This window comes from Pseudomonas sp. LBUM920 (genome assembly GCF_003852315.1).
GTDB lineage: Bacteria > Pseudomonadota > Gammaproteobacteria > Pseudomonadales > Pseudomonadaceae > Aquipseudomonas.
Genome location: NZ_CP027762.1, coordinates 5291579 through 5310086 on the forward strand (window position 1 = coordinate 5291579; position 18508 = coordinate 5310086).

Annotated in this window: 15 protein-coding genes and 2 pseudogenes; 11 read left to right on the forward strand and 6 right to left on the reverse strand. The window is 61.1% G+C overall.

Going from position 1 to position 18508, the window contains the following annotated elements; translation table 11 throughout:
* Positions 1–94: 94 nt before the first annotated feature.
* Both C4J83_RS24495 and edd read right to left on the reverse strand, forming a co-directional pair.
* Entirely contained in the window at positions 95–1051 is a 957-nt protein-coding gene (locus C4J83_RS24495) for a glucokinase (RefSeq protein WP_106578347.1), read from the reverse strand.
* A complete protein-coding gene (gene edd / locus C4J83_RS24500; RefSeq protein WP_124418382.1) occupies positions 1048–2874 on the reverse strand; it encodes a phosphogluconate dehydratase in 1827 nt (608 codons plus the stop codon). The genes C4J83_RS24495 and edd overlap by 4 nt, the downstream gene beginning before the upstream one ends.
* A gap of 221 nt (positions 2875–3095) precedes the next feature.
* Between edd and gap the strand changes: the two genes are divergently transcribed.
* From gap to C4J83_RS31200, 8 genes and pseudogenes are all read left to right on the forward strand, one after another.
* A complete protein-coding gene (gene gap, locus C4J83_RS24505; protein ID WP_106578345.1) occupies positions 3096–4097 on the forward strand; it encodes a type I glyceraldehyde-3-phosphate dehydrogenase in 1002 nt (333 codons plus the stop codon).
* A gap of 204 nt (positions 4098–4301) precedes the next feature.
* Positions 4302–4820 (forward strand): RNA polymerase sigma factor, encoded by a 519-nt coding sequence (locus C4J83_RS24510; protein WP_124418383.1) that lies wholly within the window; start codon positions 4302–4304, stop codon positions 4818–4820.
* Positions 4821–4894: 74 nt separating this feature from the next.
* Positions 4895–5863: a FecR family protein gene (locus tag C4J83_RS24515; protein WP_124418384.1), complete on the forward strand. Its 969-nt coding sequence runs from the start codon at positions 4895–4897 to the stop codon at positions 5861–5863.
* Positions 5864–5978: 115 nt separating this feature from the next.
* A complete protein-coding gene (locus C4J83_RS24520; protein ID WP_124418385.1) occupies positions 5979–8543 on the forward strand; it encodes a TonB-dependent receptor in 2565 nt (854 codons plus the stop codon).
* Positions 8544–8694: 151 nt separating this feature from the next.
* Positions 8695–9303 carry a biliverdin-producing heme oxygenase gene (locus tag C4J83_RS24525; protein ID WP_106578341.1) on the forward strand — a complete coding sequence of 203 codons (609 nt, stop codon included), beginning with the start codon at positions 8695–8697 and terminating at the stop codon, positions 9301–9303.
* A 153-nt stretch (positions 9304–9456) separates the two neighbouring features.
* The gene (locus C4J83_RS24530; protein ID WP_124418914.1) at positions 9457–9870 is read left to right on the forward strand and encodes a YbaN family protein; all 414 of its coding nucleotides are present in this window, start codon (positions 9457–9459) and stop codon (positions 9868–9870) included.
* A gap of 268 nt (positions 9871–10138) precedes the next feature.
* Positions 10139–11230 (forward strand): annotated as a pseudogene (locus C4J83_RS31195) (cache domain-containing protein); the annotation flags it as partial.
* 375 nt (positions 11231–11605) lie between these two features.
* Positions 11606–12136: pseudogene (locus tag C4J83_RS31200) on the forward strand (methyl-accepting chemotaxis protein); the annotation flags it as partial.
* A 136-nt stretch (positions 12137–12272) separates the two neighbouring features.
* Here C4J83_RS31200 and C4J83_RS24540 read toward each other — a convergent pair.
* Entirely contained in the window at positions 12273–12836 is a 564-nt protein-coding gene (locus tag C4J83_RS24540) for an NAD(P)H nitroreductase (RefSeq protein ID WP_106578338.1), read from the reverse strand.
* Positions 12837–12975: 139 nt separating this feature from the next.
* Here C4J83_RS24540 and C4J83_RS24545 point away from each other — a divergent pair, with 139 nt between their 5' ends.
* Genes C4J83_RS24545 through C4J83_RS24555 form a run of 3 tightly spaced genes read left to right on the forward strand, consistent with a single transcriptional unit; the run spans position 12976 to position 16614 of the window.
* Complete coding sequence (locus tag C4J83_RS24545) at positions 12976–14415, forward strand: di-heme oxidoreductase family protein (protein ID WP_124418386.1); 1440 nt, start codon at positions 12976–12978, stop codon at positions 14413–14415.
* 31 nt (positions 14416–14446) lie between these two features.
* A complete protein-coding gene (locus C4J83_RS24550; protein ID WP_119736904.1) occupies positions 14447–15511 on the forward strand; it encodes an imelysin family protein in 1065 nt (354 codons plus the stop codon).
* 2 nt (positions 15512–15513) lie between these two features.
* Complete coding sequence (locus tag C4J83_RS24555; RefSeq protein WP_124418915.1) at positions 15514–16614, forward strand: DUF1513 domain-containing protein; 1101 nt, start codon at positions 15514–15516, stop codon at positions 16612–16614.
* A 120-nt stretch (positions 16615–16734) separates the two neighbouring features.
* On the opposite strand, the gene C4J83_RS24560 is transcribed toward C4J83_RS24555, so the two are convergent.
* From C4J83_RS24560 to C4J83_RS24570, 3 genes are read right to left on the reverse strand one after another with little or no spacing between them, the layout of a single operon-like run.
* Complete coding sequence (locus tag C4J83_RS24560) at positions 16735–16962, reverse strand: hypothetical protein (RefSeq protein ID WP_119736900.1); 228 nt, start codon at positions 16960–16962, stop codon at positions 16735–16737.
* Entirely contained in the window at positions 16959–17678 is a 720-nt protein-coding gene (locus C4J83_RS24565; protein WP_124418387.1) for a lipopolysaccharide kinase InaA family protein, read from the reverse strand. The genes C4J83_RS24560 and C4J83_RS24565 overlap by 4 nt, the downstream gene beginning before the upstream one ends.
* Before the next feature lie 4 nt (positions 17679–17682).
* Positions 17683–18363, reverse strand: a complete 681-nt coding sequence (locus C4J83_RS24570) for a class I SAM-dependent methyltransferase (RefSeq protein WP_106578332.1) — start codon at positions 18361–18363, stop codon at positions 17683–17685.
* Positions 18364–18508: the final 145 nt, after the last annotated feature.

The following is an 18508-nucleotide window of genomic DNA, read 5'->3' on the forward strand; positions in this document are numbered from 1 at the left end:
GCGAGCAAGCCCGCTCCCACATTCAACCGCATTCATCCAGTTGGAATGAGTTTAATGTGGGAGCGGGCTTGCTCCGCAAAGAGGCCATCACTGCCTACGCAAAAGCCTGCTCAAGTGCCACACCCGCCCCGGTCAACCCGGAATACGGCGCGGTCACCAACCACACCGGAATGCCTTTGAAATAATCGCTCATGCAGCCTTTGTCGCTGAAGCTCTTGGCAAAACCGCTGTTGATAAAGAAGTCGGCAAAGCGTGGAATAACCCCGCCCACGATATACACGCCACCGCGCCCACCGGTGGTCAGCACGTTGTTGCCGGCCACGCGGCCCAGCCAGATGCTGAACTGGTTCAACACTTCGATCGCCACCGGGTCTCCTGCCAGGCCGGCTGCCGTAATGGCTTCGGGCGTGTCCAGCACCGGCGTGTGCCCGTCGACCGCGCAAATCGCGCGGTACACCCGTGGCAGGCCGCCGCCGCTCAAGGCGGTTTCGGCACTGACGTGCCCGATTTCGGTGTAGATGTGCTGCCACAGCTGGGTTTCACGCGGGCTGCTCAGCGGCAGGTCGACGTGGCCGCCCTCCCCCGGCAGCGCCGCATATCGGCCTTCGCCCAGGTCCAGCAAGGTGCCGACGCCAAGGCCGGTACCCGGCCCGATCACCACCGCCGGGCGCAGCGGTTCCGGCGTGCCTTCGCAGACCACGCGAAATTCGTCGGGCTTGAGGCGAGTCATGCCCAGGGCCATGGCCGTGAAGTCATTGACCAACAGCAGCTCATCCACCTGCAAGGTTTTACAGAATGCAGTTTTGCTCAGGCGCCAGTGATTGTTGGTGAATTTAAATTCATCGCCACTCACTGGCCCGGCGACCGACAGGCATACTGCGCCGATGTCCCCGATTTCCAGGCCTTCTTCCTTGAGGTAGACCTTGATGGCCTCCTCAGGGCTGTGGTGATCCGCGGTGGCATGCACGCGGATCGAGTGCAGCTCCTGATCCCGCCACAACGCAAAACGGGCGTTGGTACCACCGATGTCACCGACCAGCGCAAGCTTCACTTAAGCGTCTCCAAGGCAGAGGTAAAGGCGCTGGCGCCCTGCTCTGCGGAGCTTGCGGCCAAGCGCATAAATGCAAACAGCTCACGCCCCGCCCCCACGTTGTTGCCCAACAGGCCCGTGGCAGGCGTGCGCGCTGCGAATTCTTCGGCGTCCACCTTAAGCTCCAAGGTGCCTTTCACGCCATCCACGCGAATGATATCGCCATCTTTGACCCGCGCCAGTGGTCCGCCGCTTTGAGCTTCGGGGTTGACGTGAATCGCGGCAGGGATCTTACCCGACGCGCCGGACATACGCCCGTCTGTCACCAACGCCACTTTGAAGCCACGGTCCTGCAATACACCCAGGAACGGCGTCATTTTGTGCAATTCCGGCATGCCGTTGGACCGCGGGCCCTGGAAGCGCATCACAGCGACAAAGTCTTTTTCCAACTCACCGGCCTTGAAGGCGTCGGCCAGGTCCTGTTGATCCTGGAACACCACGGCCGGCGCTTCGACGATCTGGTGCTCCGGGGCAACGGCAGAGACTTTCATCACGCCACGGCCGAGGTTGCCTTCCATCACGCGCAAGCCGCCTTCGGGCGAGAACGCACGGGCCACGGGGCGCAGGATGGTTTCGTCGAGGCTCTCGATCGGGCCGTCGCGCCAGATCAGCTCGCCGTCGACCAGGAACGGCTCCTGGGTGTAGCGGCTCAGGCCCTTGCCGGCCACGGTGTTGACGTCTTCGTGGAGCAGGCCGGCTTCGAGCAGTTCGCGGATCAGGAACGACATGCCGCCTGCCGCCTGGAAGTGGTTGATGTCGGCCTTGCCGTTTGGATACACGTGGGACAGGGTCGGCACCACCTCGGAGAGGTCGGCCATGTCTTGCCAGGTGAGGATGATGCCCGCCGACATGGCGATGGCCGGCATGTGCAGGGTGTGGTTGGTGGAACCGCCGGTGGCGTTGAGCGCGACGATGGAGTTGACGATGGATTTTTCGTCGACGATCTCGCCGATCGGCGTGAAGTCGCCACTGGCTTTGGTCAGGCGCGTGACCTGGTGCGCGGCTTCGCGGGTCAGCGCATCACGCAGCGGCGTGTACGGGTTGACGAACGAGGCGCCCGGCAAGTGCAGGCCCATCACTTCCATCAGCAACTGGTTGGTGTTGGCGGTGCCGTAGAAGGTGCAGGTGCCGGGGCTGTGGTAGGACTTCATCTCCGATTCCAGCAGCTCTTCGCGGCTGGCCTTGCCCTCAGCGTAGCGCTGGCGCACGTCGGCCTTCTGCTTGTTGGAGATGCCCGAAGGCATCGGGCCGCCCGGCACAAAGATCATCGGCAGGTGGCCGTAGCGCAGCGCGCCCATCATCAGGCCGGGGACGATCTTGTCGCAGATGCCCAGCATCAGCGCGGCGTCGAACATGTTGTGGGACAGCGCTACCGCCGTGGACATGGCAATGACTTCACGGCTGAGCAGGCTCAGCTCCATGCCGGGTTCGCCTTGGGTTACGCCGTCGCACATGGCAGGCGTGCCGCCGGCGAACTGGCCGACCGAGCCGACTTCGCGCAGGGCTTTTTTGATCTGTTCAGGGAAATGTTCGTACGGCTGGTGCGCCGAGAGCATGTCGTTATATGAGGAAACAATTGCCACGTTGGCGGCGTTCATCATGCGCAGGCTATTTTTATCTTCAGTGCCGCAGCCCGCCACGCCGTGGGCGAAGTTGGCGCATTGCAGCTTACCGCGCATCGGGCCGTCGCTGGCGGCGCCGCGAATGAGCGCAAGGTAAGCCTCGCGGGTTGCACGACTGCGGGCGATAAGCCGTTCGGTGACCTCAATAACGCGGGGATGCATGTGTAGAACTCCAGGCTAACGGATGTGGCGACCTGAGTGTCTATGCTGATCAAACGCCCGCAGCTCATGGGATGGCAGGGTGTCGTTTGTATCATCGGACCAGTTGATTCAGGTCACTCGTTGTAGATTGAACAAAATATTGCCACTAAAAAGGCTTGTTTTCTATTTTTATGCGAATAATCTTGTAATTCTTACAACAAATCGACGACAGGCACTTTCCAATGACTCTTCGTATCGCAATCAATGGTTTTGGCCGTATCGGCCGTAATGTCCTGCGCGCACTGTATACCCAAGGCTACCGCCAGGATTTGCAGATCGTCGCCATCAATGATTTGGGCGACAGTTCGATCAATGCCCACCTGCTCAAATACGACACCGTACACGGTACTTTCGAAGCAGAGGTTGCCCACGATCAGGAAAGCCTGACCGTCAATGGTGACCGGATTGCCGTCAGTGCCATTCGCAACCCCGCCGAGTTGCCGTGGGCGGCGCACAAGATCGACGTGGTGTTCGAATGCACCGGTCTGTTCACCGACCGTGACAAGGCGGCCGCTCATATTACCGCCGGCGCGCGCAAGGTAATCATCTCGGCCCCCGCCAAAGGCGCAGACGCCACGGTGGTGTACGGGGTGAACCATGACATCTTGCGTCAATCCCACCAGATCATCTCAAACGCTTCCTGCACCACCAACTGCCTGGCGCCTGTGGCTCAGGTGCTGCACCGCGAGCTGGGCATCGAAAACGGCTTGATGACCACCATTCACGCCTACACCAACGACCAGAACCTGACCGACGTCTACCACACCGACCCGTACCGCGCGCGCTCGGCCACCCAGAACATGATCCCAAGCAAGACCGGCGCTGCTGAAGCGGTGGGCCTGGTGTTGCCGGAACTGGCGGGCAAGCTGACCGGCATGGCGGTGCGGGTACCGGTGATCAACGTGTCGCTGGTCGACCTCACCGTGGAGCTGAAGAAAGAAGCCACCGCCGAGCAAGTCAACGCGCTGCTCAAAGAAGCCAGCCAGCACTCGAAAATCCTCGGCTACAACTCCCTGCCGCTGGTTTCCAGTGACTTCAACCATAACCCGCTGTCGTCGATCTTCGATGCCAATCACACCAAGGTCAGCGGTAAATTGCTCAAAGTGCTGGCCTGGTACGACAACGAGTGGGGTTTCTCCAACCGGATGCTGGATAACTGCCTGGCGCTCTGCAACGCCGAGTAAGCTCGGCTTGTGTGGGAGCTGGCTTGCCTGCGATAGCATCACCTCGGTTTGACTGAAATACCGAGGTGCTTGCATCGCGGGCAAGCCCGGCTCCCACTAAGGCCCCCTCCCCTATTTGATCTATGTAGGCCCACAGCAATAGCCACTTGCCATTTCCGTTGATGATAAGCATTATCATTAACTGCAAATCGATCTGGTAGCACTGTGAGCCAATCCCGCTTCAACCAAGTCTTTATCACTCAACGGGTGATTCTGCTTCGCACCTTGCAGCGGATGGTGAACAACCACAGCACCGCCGAGGACCTGTTGCAGGAAACCTACCTGCGCGTCACCCGGGCCCTCAGCGAGCGGCCGATCGACCACCTCGAACCTTTCGTCTACCAGACTGCACGCAACCTGGCGCTGGACCACCTGCGTTCGCGCCGCATTCAAGCCCGTACGCTGCAGGAAGACGTCCCGCTGCAGGTGCTGCAAAGCGTCGCGGCGCCAATCAGCACGCCCGAAGACGCGACCCAGGCCGAGCAATTGCTCGAACACCTGAGTGTCAGCCTCGGCCAGCTGAGCGCTCGGCAACAGCAGATATTCATCCTCAGCCGCCTGCACGGTTGCAGCTACCAAGAGATTGCCGATCAGTTGCAAGTGTCCTTGAGCACCGTGCAAAAGGAACTGAAATTGATCATGGCCATCTGTGTAGGAGTGGCTGAACGGCTGGATCAGCCTTAAGCTTCAGCCGACAGATGTGGCGATCCAGTCTGTAGGAAAGATGAATAGAACGTGGCGAAGACCCGAGGAACACCGTGACCGACCCGAATAAACTGCGCCCCCATGAGCTGGCTCATGAGGTGTTGCAAGACACTGCTATGGACCAGGCCCTTGACTGGCTGATCGTCTTGCAGTGCCCGCAACCCGGGCAGCAAGCGCAGTTCGATGCATGGCTGGCCAGTGACCCGGCACACGCACACGCGTTCAACAAAGCCCGGACCGCCTGGGGCGGCGCGCCGGTACACAGCGCCGCCGTGGCCCTGGCAGCGCCGCGCAAACCGAGCGCCTGGCGCCGGGTAAAACCGCATTGGAAACCCTTGGCCACCGCCGCCGTGCTGTTGATCGGCCTGTTCAGCTTCAGCAACCTGCCCGTGCGCCTGCAAGCCGACCACCTCACCGTGGTCGGTGAACGCCAGCGCGTGCAGTTGGACGACGGTTCCAAAGTACTGCTGAACACCAACTCGGCGTTTTCCAGCCGCATCAAAGACCACCAGCGCATCGCGCGCCTGTACCAAGGCGAGGCGTTTTTCGAAGTTGCGCCCAACCGTGGCCTGCCCCTGGAGATTGACGCCGGGCCGGTGCGCGCCAGCGTGCGCGACACCGACTTCGCCGTGCGCTACCTCAATGGCGAAGCGCAAGTGCAGGTGCAGCGCGGTGACGTCGACCTGAGCAACACCTTCGACGACGCCCGCGTGCGCCTGCGCGCCGGTGAAAGTATCCGTATCGGCCCCAAAGGCTTTGGCCAAACCGCCAAGCTGGATGTGAGCAAGGACCTGGCCTGGGTCCAGGGTCGGCTGGTGTTTGAAAACTGCCCGATGAGCGACGTGCTGGCAGAGCTGCGCCGCTATTACCCGGGCTGGATCGTCAACACCAACGACAAGCTCGCCAGCACAGCTGTCACCGGCAATTACCGCCTCGACCAGCCGCTGGACGTGGTGCGCTCGCTGGCGCACATCACCTCGGCCACACTCTCGGAATACCCGGCGCTGGTCATTCTGAACTAAATGAGAATTATTTTTACTCGATATTAACCGGCGGTACGTCTCGTTATAGCCAATGCAACTGATTCCTATTTGATTCGGTTCGCAACTATAAGATTCGTACTCCGGAGCGCTCTCGATGTCCTCTCGTTTCAACCGCCGGTCTTCTTCGCCCGTCCTGTCGTTGCTGACCGCTGCCATTCTGATGGCCAGCGCGCCAGTCATGGCCGCCACTGCCGCCGAACCGGTCGCCCGCAGCCACGGCAACTACAATTTCAGCATCGAGCAGCAGCCATTGGTCTCGGCGCTGAACGCGTTTACCGCCGTGACCGGATGGCAAGTCGGCCTGCCGGCAGAGCTGGGCCAAGGTGTGTCGTCCCCTGGCGCACGCGGCCCGCTGTCACCCGAAAAAGCCCTGGACCGGTTGTTGGTGGGGACCAACCTGAGCTATCGCAAACTGGGCACCAACAACATCGTGCTGGAAAAACGCGCGGCCGGCAGCGTGCTCAACCTGCAACAAGTGACCATCAGCGCCACGCGCAACGAACAGGACGTCACCAGCGTGCCCAGCACGGTCACTGTGCATGATCGCCAGGAACTGGACCGCCAGAACGTCAACACCATCCGTGAACTGGTGCGCTACGAGCCCAACGTGTCAGTCGGTGGCGCAGGCACCCGCGCCAGCAACGCGGGCTACAACATTCGCGGCATCGACGGCGACCGCATCCTCACTCAAGTCGACGGCGTCGAAGTGCCGGACAACTTCTTCAACGGCCCCTACGCCAAGACGCGCCGCAACTACGTCGACCCGGAAATCGTCAAGCGCGTGGAAATCCTGCGTGGCCCGGCCTCGGCCTTGTACGGCAGCAGCGCCATCGGCGGCGCGGTGAGCTACTTCACCCTCGACCCGGACGACATCATCAAGCCCGGCCAGGACGTCGGCGCCCGTTTGAAAACCGGCTACAGCTCCGCCGACGACAGCTGGCTGACCTCCGGCACCGTTGCCGGCCGCGTGCAGAACTTCGACGGTTTGCTGCACTTGAGCCAGCGCAATGGCCATGAAATGGAATCCTACAACGGCAACAACGCCACCGGCCTGGCCCGCACCGGTGCCAACCCGGAGGACGCGCGCACCACCAATATCCTGGCCAAATTGGGCTGGAACTATGGCGATGACAACCGACTGGGCCTGACCTACGAGAAGTTCAAGGATGACCGCGACGTTAACCTGAAAAACGCCGTGGGCGGCCCGTTCATCGGTGGTCGAGGAATGAATTTGTACCGTGCCCGCTCGGGCAACGACACCATCACTCGCGAGCGCTTCGGCCTGGAAAACACCTTTGCCCTGGAGTCGCCGATGGCCGATCGCATCAAGACCAGCCTGAACTACCAGATCGCCAAGACCGACCAGACCACCGCCGAAATCTACCAGGCGGGTCGTCGCGTATTACGCACCCGTGACACGCTATACGAAGAAAAACAGTGGGTTTTCGACGCCCAACTGGACAAGGCTTTCAACATCGGTGAAACCGATCACCAAGTGACCTATGGCACCACACTCAAACAGCAGAAAGTCACCGGCTCGCGCGAAGGCTCGGCCTCCTGCCTCGCCGTCGGCTCGGGTTGCACGGCCATCGGCGCCCCCAGCCCGCAAGCCAGCGACAGCGTGAAAAAATCCAGCGACTTCCCGGACCCGACCATCAACACCTACTCGCTGTTCGCCCAGGACCAGATCACCTGGAACAAATGGACCTTCCTGCCGGCAGTGCGCTATGACTACACCCAGCTCAAACCCAAGCTGACCCAGGAATTCCTCAACACCGTAAACCCGACCGGCACCTACCCGGTCAGCGACAAAGAAAAAACCTGGCACCGTGTAACGCCCAAGTTCGGCCTGACCTATGCGCTGACCGATCAATACACCTGGTTCGGTCAATACGCCGAGGGTTTCCGCACGCCATCGGCCAAGGCGCTCTATGGTCGCTTTGAAAACCTCAACCTGGGCTACACCGTCGAGCCAAACCCGAACCTCAAGCCGGAAACCAGCAAGGGCATCGAAACCGGGATTCGCGGTCATTTCGACGAGGGCTCTTTCGACATCGCGGTGTTCTACAACAAGTACCGCGACTTTATCGACGAAGACGCCTCGGTCGCCGGCGGCGACATACAAACCTTCGAAGCCAACAACATCAAGCACGCCACCATCAAAGGGGTAGAAGCCAAGGGCCGTCTGAACCTCGACGCGTTCGGCGCACCGCAAGGCCTCTACACCCTGGGCTCGGTCGGTTACACCTACGGCCGCAACGACGACAACGGCGAGCCGCTCAACAGCGTCAACCCGCTTAAGGGCGTGTTCGGCCTGGGCTACGAGCAAGAGCAATACGGCGCGCTCGTCAGCTGGACGCTGGTGAAGAAACAGAACCGCGTCGACGGCACCACCTTCCACGCACCGGATGGCAGCACCAGTGCGCCGTTCAAAACGCCCGGCTTCGGCATCGTCGACCTGACCGGTTACTACAAAGTCACCCACGATGTGACCATCAACGGCGGCCTCTACAACCTCACCGACAAGAAGTACTGGAACTGGGATGACGTGCGCAGCTACGACGGCGTCGGCGAAGCCGGCGTGACAGCGCCCGCCAACCTCGACCGCCTGACCCAGCCCGGCCGCAACTTCACGATCAACCTGATCTGGGACATCTGACAGCACCACACCCAAATGCCGTCTCCTTACCTCGCCGGAATTTCACCGGCGAGGTGAGGATTTTTTACTGTGCCGCGTCTTCTTGTTCGTCTAGTTGATAACAGCTCTCTTTAGGGCACCCAGGCGCTACTCTTCTCAAGGACTTTTTTCGATGACCGCTTCCCCTACCGCAGAACGCCCAAGCCTGCGCTCCCAGCGCCTGAACCAGATCACCAACGAGCCCCACACCAAGCTCGATGCGCTGGTCAAAGCCCACGCCCCATTCGAAACCCAAGCCAACTTCGCCCGCTTCGTGGTCGCCCAGTACCTGTTCCAATCGGAACTGGTGGCCCTGTACAACGACCCTGAGCTGATCAAGATCGTCCCTGACCTGGCTGAACGCTGCCGCGCCGAAGCCGCCAAGCTGGACCTCGGCGACCTGGACACCGAAGTGCCTGCACCGGTCGCCGGCGCTGTTAAGAACCCGAGCAAGGCCGAAGCCCTGGGCTGGCTGTTCGTCTCCGAGGGCTCCAAGCTGGGCGCCGCGTTCCTGATCAAACGCGCCGTGGGCCTGGGCCTGAGCGAAACCTTCGGAGCCCGTCACCTCGGCGAGCCGGCCGGTGGTCGCGCCGAGGGCTGGAAGCGCTTTACCCGCACCCTCGACGGCCTGGCATTCAGCGCTGAAGAAGAAGCGGCGGTAGAAAAAGGTGCGATCGACGCGTTTGTACGCTTCACCGTGCTGCTGGAACAGGCGTACGCTAGCGCCCCTGAATTGGCCTGACTGCTGGAATGCGATTAAACATGTGGGAGCGGGCTTGCTCGCGAAAGCGGTGTGTCAGTCGACATATACATGACTGAACCACCGCCTTCGCGAGCAAGCCCGCTCCCACAGTTGTATCTCATTTCAAACTGATTTTTTGTGATCACCCAACCTATGACCGGCAAAACCCAATCCACCTCAAAAATCGCGCAGATCCTCTTCGGCCTGCTGGCCTACGTCAGCCTGGGCATTGGGTTGGTGGCGATTGTTATACCGGGTTTGCCCACCACCGAATTCATCCTGCTCGCCGCCTGGGCCGCGACCAAAAGCTCGCCGCGCCTGAGTGCCTGGCTGGAAAACCACCGGCTGTTCGGGCCGATCCTGTTCAATTGGCGCAACGGCAAGATCATCGCCCGCCGTGCCAAAGTCAGCGCCACTGTCAGCATGCTGCTGTGCGCCGGTTTGATGCTGGTGATGCTCGATCATGGCTGGCCGATCTACCTGGCGTTCGCCGGCATGAGCCTGGGCAACCTGTGGATCTGGTCACGCCCGGAACGGCTTGCAGCGCTCGTAGGGCGCGACGTGTAGTCTTTTTCCTACCGCTCATCGTCTTTCTCTCATGAAACAACTCGTTACGCCGATGTTTCGGACATAGCGCCGAATGGACTTGGCTCGCCCTGCTTGCAGGTCAACAAGTCCAATCGCGAGTGAACCTATGTTCGACACCCTCTCTATCCGCTTGAAAATCGTGCTGCTGTCCGGCCTCTGCCTGTTGGGGGTGATTGCACTGGTCGTCGGCGTCAACCTTTACGAGGCCGATCAGAACAACCGACTGGTCAGCGATTCAAGCTCGCGAATGCTCACCCAGAGTGTGCAGAACCTGTTGCAAGCCAAGGCCGGCGAACAGGCGGTACAGCTGCAGAAAACCTTTGGCGAAAGCCTGGTGGTGGTCACCGCACTGGCCGACCAGATCAAGGGCCTGCGCACCACCGCCGCCAAGCGCGGGCTGGAAGCGGGTGCACTGCGTGAAGAACTCAACCAGAGCCTCAAGACCGCCTTCGAGCGCAACACCAAGGTGCTGGGAATCTGGCTGTCGTTCGAACCCAATGGCCTGGATGGCAAGGACAGCGAGTTTGTCGACGACAAGGCCCGCGTCTCGAATGAAAAAGGTCGCTTTTCCAGCTACTGGAGCCGCGCCGCCGGTGAAGGCCTGAACACGGTGATGGTCGAGGACGACCTGACCAAGACCACCCCGAATCTCAGCGGCACGCCCTACAACATTTGGTACACCTGCCCACGGGACACGCGCACTGTTTGCCTGCTTGACCCGTACTCCGACGACGTGGCCGGCAAGCAGGTGCTGATGACCACCCTCTCGCTGCCGTTGATCGTCGACGGCAAGGTCATCGGCGTGGTTGGCGTGGACCTGGCCCTCAACACCCTGCAGGCGGTGACCGACGCAGCACAAAAAGAACTCTTCGACGGCGCCGCGCACCTGGAAATTCTCTCCAGCACCGGCTTGATCGCGGCCTACAGCGGCGAGCCGGCGCGGGTCGGCAAAAACCTGATCGACACCCTGGGCGCCGAGGGCAAAGAGATTGTGCAATTGCTGGCCAACGACACGCGCACTCTCCGCGAGCAAGACGACACGATCCGCGCCGTGTACCCGGTCAAACCGATTGCCGACGCCAAGTCCTGGGGCATCGTGATCAAACTGCCCAAGAACGTGATGCTGGCGGACACCCTGAAACTGCAAGGCGTCCTCGACAACGCCCAGCAAGCCGGCACGCTCAAGGCCTTGCTGGTCGGCGCCGCCGCCGCATTGCTGGGCCTGGTGCTGATCTGGCTGACCGCCACCGGCGTAACCCGCCCGATCAACACCGTGGCCGCGATGCTCAAGAACATCGCCAGTGGCGAAGGCGATCTTACCCAGCGTCTGACTTACGCCAAGAAAGACGAACTGGGCGAACTGGCGAACTGGTTCAACCGCTTTCTCGACAAGCTGCAACCGACCATCGCGCAGATCAAACAAAGCATCACCGAAGCGCGTGGCACGGCTGATCAGTCATCAGCCATTGCTCGCCAGACCAGCGAAGGCATGCAGGTGCAGTTCCGCGAAATCGACCAGGTTGCCACGGCGTCCAATGAAATGAGCGCCACCGCCCACGACGTGGCCAACAGCGCGTCCAACGCTGCCAGCGCGGCACGCGGGGCGGACCAGTCGGCGCGCGAGGGCATGTCGATCATTGAGCAGAGCACCCGCGACATCACCACCCTCGCCGAAGAAGTCAGCAAGGCCGTGAGCGAGGTCGAGGCCTTGGCGGTGAACAGCGAGCAGATCGGTTCGGTGCTGGAAGTGATCCGCAGCATTGCCGAGCAGACCAACCTGCTGGCCCTCAACGCCGCCATCGAAGCGGCACGCGCCGGGGAAAGCGGACGTGGGTTTGCGGTGGTGGCCGACGAAGTGCGCAACCTGGCCAAACGCACACAGGATTCGGTGGAAGAAATTCGCCTGGTGATCGAGCGCATCCAGAGCGGCACCCGTGGCGTGGTGGCCACCATGCACTCCAGCCAGCACCAGGCCCAAAGCAATGCCGGGCAGATCCATCAGGCCGTGCAAGCGCTGGGCAAGATCAGCGACGCGGTCACAGTCATCAGCGACATGAACCTGCAAATCGCCAGCGCCGCCGAGCAGCAGAGCGCCGTGGCCGAAGAGGTCAATCGCAATGTCTCGGCAATCCGTACCGTGACTGAAACCCTCACCGGCCAGGCCACCGAGTCGGCGGCCATCAGCAGCCAACTGAATGCCTTGGCCAGCCAGCAGATGAAGCTGATGGATCAGTTCAAGGTGTAACACCGAATCTAAAGCCAATGAGGAGCAAATGTGGGAGCGGGCTTGCTCGCGAATGGGGTGTGACAGTCACTGGATGTATTGACTGATCCATCGCATTCGCGAGCAAGCCCGCTCCCACATTTAGATCACCGTTGGCCTACAGACCAGGCCACGCCTGAACAAACGCCGCCACATCTTCTTTCTGCGCAGTGCGCGGCGGGTTCTGCGGCGTGCCCAGATAAAGGAAGCCAATCACTTCCTCATCCGCCGTCAGCCCCAGGCCTTTGGCCACGTGCGCCGAGTAGGACAGCTCGCCCGTGCGCCACACCGCGCCGATCCCCTGTGCATAAGCTGCCAGCAGAATACCGTGGGCCGCACACGCAGCCGCCAGCAGTTGCTCGGACTTTGGCACCTTGAAGTGTTCTTGCAGGCGGGCAATCACCACCACCACCAACGGCGCGCGCAGCGGGCCATTCTGCGCTTTGTCGATGGCGGCTTGCGGGGCGTCGGCGTCTTGCAGGCGCGCCGCTTCGGCCAGCAGCGTGCCCATCTGCTCGCGGGCTGCGCCTTCGACGGTGAGAAAACGCCAAGGGCGCAACTGGCCGTGGTCCGGTGCACGCATGGCGGCGGCGAACAGCACATCGCGCTGCTCCTGGGTCGGTGCCGGTTCCAGCAAACGCGGCACGGAAACACGGTTGAGCAAAGCGTCGAGAGCCTGCATTGGCCACCTCCAGAGAAAAATGTGCGGCCATTCTAGCGGGAATGAATCGGATTCGACCAAACGATAATTGCTCTTATTCATTGAGCCCCGCCCTGTTAGACTTTGCGGCCTAATTTTGGCCATCGCTTCAGGAAACTTGATGTTCGGTTCGCTTTTTCGCCTGTCCGCAGCGTTGATGGCCTTGAGCCTGACAGCCTGCGATGACGCCCCACGTTTCACCAAGGCCGAGCCCGGTGAAGCGCGAGCCGGCGGCGCGACGACGGTGAACAAGCGCGACCAGAACGCCTTTTCCCTGCCCTCGGCCAACCTGGCACCGACCCGCCGCCTGGACTTCAGCGTCGGCAACAGCTTTTTCCGCAGCCCGTGGGTGATCGCGCCGTCCACCACCACCGCGCGCGACGGCTTGGGCCCGTTGTTCAACACCAACGCCTGCCAGAACTGCCACATCAAGGACGGCCGGGGTCACCCACCGCTGCCCGACGCGCCCAATGCGGTGTCGATGCTGGTGCGCCTGTCGATTCCCGTGCCGATGACAGCGCCTGCGCCCTACGCCAAACTCATCGAGCAGCTCGGCGTAGTGCCCGAGCCGGTCTACGGCGGGCAATTGCAGGACATGGCCGTGCCGGGCGTGGCGCCGGAAGGCAAGGTGCGCGTGGATTACACACCGGTCAACGTGACGTTCAAGGACGGCACCGTGGTCGAGCTGCGCAAGCCCGACCTGCACATCACCCAGCTCGGCTACGGCCCGATGCATCCGGATACACTTTTCTCGGCGCGCATCGCCCCGCCCATGATCGGCCTGGGCTTGCTCGAAGCCATCAGCGACGCCGATGTGTTGCGCAACACCGACCCGAAAACGGCCGACAAAGAAGCCCTCGTCGGCCGCGCCAATTGGGTGTGGGATGACGCCCGGCAAAAAACCGTGCTCGGGCGCTTTGGCTGGAAAGCCGGGCAACCCAACCTCAATCAACAAAATGTTCACGCGTTTTCTGGTGATATGGGCCTCACCACGTCCCTGAGACCCTTTGATGACTGCACCGACGCCCAAGTCGCCTGCAAACAGGCCCCCAACGGCAATGGCCCCGATGGCGAGCCGGAAGTCAGCGATAACATCCTGCGCCTGGTGCTGTTCTACACCCGCAACCTCGCCGTGCCGGTGCGCCGTGGCGTCAACACGCCGCAGGTACTGGCCGGGAAAAACCTGTTCTACCAGGCCGGTTGCCAGGGCTGCCACAAACCCACGTTCACCACGGCCGCAGGCGCCGCCGAACCCGAACTGGCCAACCAGGTGATTCGCCCCTACAGCGACCTGCTGTTGCACGACATGGGCGCAGGCCTGGCCGACAACCGCAGCGAATTCAAGGCCGGTGGCCGCGACTGGCGCACCCCGCCGTTGTGGGGCATTGGCCTGACGCAGACCGTCAGTGGCCACACCCAGTTTTTACATGATGGCCGCGCCCGCAATCTGCTCGAAGCCGTGCTGTGGCATGGCGGTGAAGCACAAGCGGCGCAGCAGCATGTGCTGTCCTTTAATGCCGAGCAGCGTGCCGCGTTGCTGGCGTTCCTGAATTCTTTATAAGCTTTGCCGCACTTACAGAAGGGAGCTCGACATGTTTCGTCCCAAGTTGTTGTTCACCAGCCTGGCCGCCCTCGCCCTCGGCGCCTGCTCGCCGCAGGACCCGCAAGCGGTGACCTCGGCGGCTATCGCCAAGCAAGTGATCCTGCCGACCTACAGCCGTTGGGTTGAAGCCGACCGCCAACTGGCCGTCAGCGCCCTCGCCTACTGCCAGGGCAAAGAAAGCCTGGAGACCGCCCGCGCCGACTTCCTCCACGCGCAAAAAGCCTGGGCCGAGCTGCAACCGCTGCTGATCGGCCCGCTGGCCGAGGGCAACCGTTCGTGGCAAGTGCAGTTCTGGCCGGACAAGAAAAACCTGGTCGGCCGCCAAGTCGAACAACTGGTCACCGCCCAGCCGCAGATCGATGGCGCGGCCCTGGCCAAGTCCAGCGTGGTGGTACAAGGCCTGTCGGCCTACGAATACATCCTCTACGACGCCAAGACCGACGTCGCCGACGAGGCCCAGAAAGCCCGCTACTGCCCGCTGCTGGTCGCCATCGGCGAGCGCCAGAAAGCCTTGGCTGAAGAGATCCTGGCGAGCTGGAACAGCACCGACGGCATGCTCGCGCAGATGACCAAGTTTCCCAACCAGCGCTACGCCGATTCCCACGAAGCCATCGCGGACCTGCTGCGCGTGCAAGTCACTGCGCTGGACACGCTGAAGAAAAAACTCGGCACGCCGATGGGTCGCCAGACCAAGGGCATCCCGCAACCGTTCCAGGCCGATGCGTGGCGCAGCCAGTCGTCCCTGCAAAGCCTGGAAGCCAGCCTGGCTGCGGCCCAGACCGTGTGGGCCGGCGTCGACAACAAAGGCCTGCGTGGCTTGTTGCCGTCAGAGCAGAAGCCGTTGGCCGACAAGATCGATGCCGCCTACGCCGCGTCTTTGAAGCTGTTCGCCAGCAATCAGCGCACGCTCAACGAACTGTTGGCCGACGACGCCGGCCGCCAGCAACTCAACGACATTTATGACAGCCTCAACGTGGTCCACCGCCTGCACGAAGGCGAGTTGGCCAAAGCGCTGGGCATCCAACTGGGCTTTAACGCCAACGACGGTGACTGATGATGCTCAGGCGACAGGCTTTGGCGGTGGGCAGTGTGCTGCTCAGCGCACTCACGTTGGGCGGTTGGACGCTGTTCAAGCAGAAGGGCTCAACAAGCCCGTTGCTGCTCTCGGCGCGTGATGATTCCGATGGCAAGCACTACGCCGTGGGCTATCACCTGGACGGCAAGCAGGTGTTTGCCACCCAGGTCGGTCAGCGCTGCCACGACATCATCAACCACCCGACGCTGCCAATTGCGCTGTTTGTCGCCCGTCGCCCGGGCACTGAGAGTTACCTGATCAACCTGCGTGATGGCGCGTTGCTGCAGACCATCATGTCGAATGCCAATCGCCATTTCTATGGGCATGCGGTGATTCACAAGAGCGGCGACTGGTTGTATGCCACCGAGAACGACACGTCCGACCCGGGCCGTGGGTTGCTGGGTGTGTATAAGTTCGAGGGCGAACGGCTGGTGCACAGCGGCGAGATGTCGACCCACGGTATCGGGCCGCACCAAGTGTCGTGGATGCCCGACGGGGAAACCCTGGTGGTGGCCAACGGCGGGATCCGTACCGAGGCGGAAAGCCGGGTTGAGATGAACCTCAATGCGATGGAGCCGAGCCTGGTATTGATGCACCGCGATGGCCGGTTGATCAGCAAGGAAACCCTGGGCCAGCAGATGAACAGCGTGCGTCATATGGGGATTGCCGACGACGGCACTATTCTCACGGGGCAGCAGTTCATGGGGCCGTCTCAGGAGCGGTCCGAGTTGCTGGCGATCAAACGACCGGGGCAGCCGTTTGTGGCGTTCCCGGTGGCGGATGAGCAACTGCAGGCGATGGGGCATTACACCGCCAGCGTCGCCGTGCACAGTGAATTACGCCTGGTGGCGCTGACGGCGCCGCGCGGCAATCGCTTTTTTATCTGGAACATGGACAGCGGCGAGCTGCATCTGGATGGGCCTTTGCCCGACTGTGCCGGCGTGGGTGCGGTAGCGGACGGGTTTGTGGTGACTTCAGGCCAGGGACGCTGCCGCTTCTACGACTGTCGCCAGAAGCAGTTGGTGGCTAAACCGTTGGAGCTGCCGTCAGGATTTTGGGATAACCATCTGCATGTGATTTGAAATCGACACCTGTGCGTGACTGCGGTGACGGACAGGTGCTGCGGCCCAAATCAACAGGCAAAAAAAAGGCCTCGCATCGCAAGGCCCTTTTCGGGGGTTTGAATCTATTCAACGCTTTATTCAGCTCTGCGGCCTCATGCCCTGAGACATCCCGAACATGAACAACAACAACTCATGATCAGGCTTGACCGCCACACTCGCCTTGGCGATGCGCGGTAACGGACACTGCCCGCCCCCTTGCACCGCACTGAGCACTTGTGTCCGAGGCAGCTCCCAGGCAGCCAGCGCCAGGGCTGAAATGCCCAACGCGCCGACCAGGAACAAACCTCGTGCTATTTCTAGCTTCATCTGGTTAAACCCTTGATAGCGCTGCCAAACGCCGTCTCGTAAAAGTAGCTGAGTTTTTTCCAGTCGGTATCGCTCCACGACGAATGGCGCCGCAGTTGCAGCATGTCATGGGACGCCGCCCGATAAGCGGTCAAACGCTGCCGGCATTTTTCAAAATCCAGCAACGCCACTTCTACTTTGGCCGAATCGCCTTCCCCGGTTACGCGTACGAACACGTGCTTGATGTACAGGCAGCCATGCTGCCAGCGGCCCTTGTGCATACGTGCCAGGGTGCCCGCCAATTCCTTGAGCAGGCGCTCATGCACCGCCTCACCGTATTGCTCACGACCACCGGCGGCGTACCAGTTTTCGATTTCGTCGAAACCGTCGAGCGACGCCGTCACCAACAACGCTTTCCATTGATGCTCAGGGTCGCGACGTGCCTCGCAGAACACCAGCTCCGGCACGCGTACGTTCAATGAACGCAAACCCCTGAGGGCATCACGCTCACGCAGTACGGTGGGGCGCCCAAACGGGTGAAGCCAGCTGCGGTAGATGTGACCGGTCTGGCGTTTGCTGTAAAGCAAGCGGCCGTTGGGGCTCATCACGCGTTGCACACCACTTTCACCTCCACGTCGGCGATTGGGTTCTTCAACCCACTCGCCCTGCAGGCGCCAGAAAAAATCGAATCGTTCCTCGGGAGCTACATGACTGCCTACTACGCACTCAACTGCCATCCTGTTACCTCTTACGCAATACATATACTCGCCACATGGCGTAGAGCGGTATGAAGTCCAGGGATTCCTGAACACGGAAACCGGCCTGCTCAAACTCTGCCTCGACAGTAGCAGCCGGTAACACAAACCGGTTTTGGTAACCTTCCTGCTCACCTCTGTTGCGACGTTTCACTTCGGCGCGTTTGCGTTTCCAGGCCTTGAAATTGCCATCCACCCACAGCGAAATAATCACGCTGTCGCGGGTAACCCGCTGAAATTCTCGCAGTATTGTCATCCTGTGCGCCGGATCACCAATGTGATGCATCAAGCGCATGCAGAAAATACTGTCGACCGAGTTATCCGGCAAATCGATATCAAAGGCAGAAGTCTGCAAAGGTCGTACCCGTTTCACCACGTCCGCTGGCTGAGCAACGGTCGCAACCTTGAGCATCGACGCTGAATTATCGGCGCCGATAATCACACGGTTGGGTTTCTCAGCCAACAGCGGCCAGAAGCGCCCGGCGCCGCACGGCAGGTCCAACACCAGGCCAGGTTCGCCGGCCATGGCCAGCGCACCCCGCGCCAATTGCTCGTCGCGTTTGTGGGACAACCGGCGAGCCAGATTGTCCTGATGCTTGAGCAAATAATTTTGCGCGTGCTGATCGTCGTACTTTTCAGAAAAATCGAGCTTGATCGGGGTAGACATCAACGGATCTCCAGTAGCTGATGCCTACAACCTTATGCAGCGAACTGTGATCAACAGGTCAACCCGTTGTGAAAAACTTGTCCTGTCCAATCTCATACATTTCAAGACTTTACAGACACAAGCAATAGCATGGGGCCATCTTCGC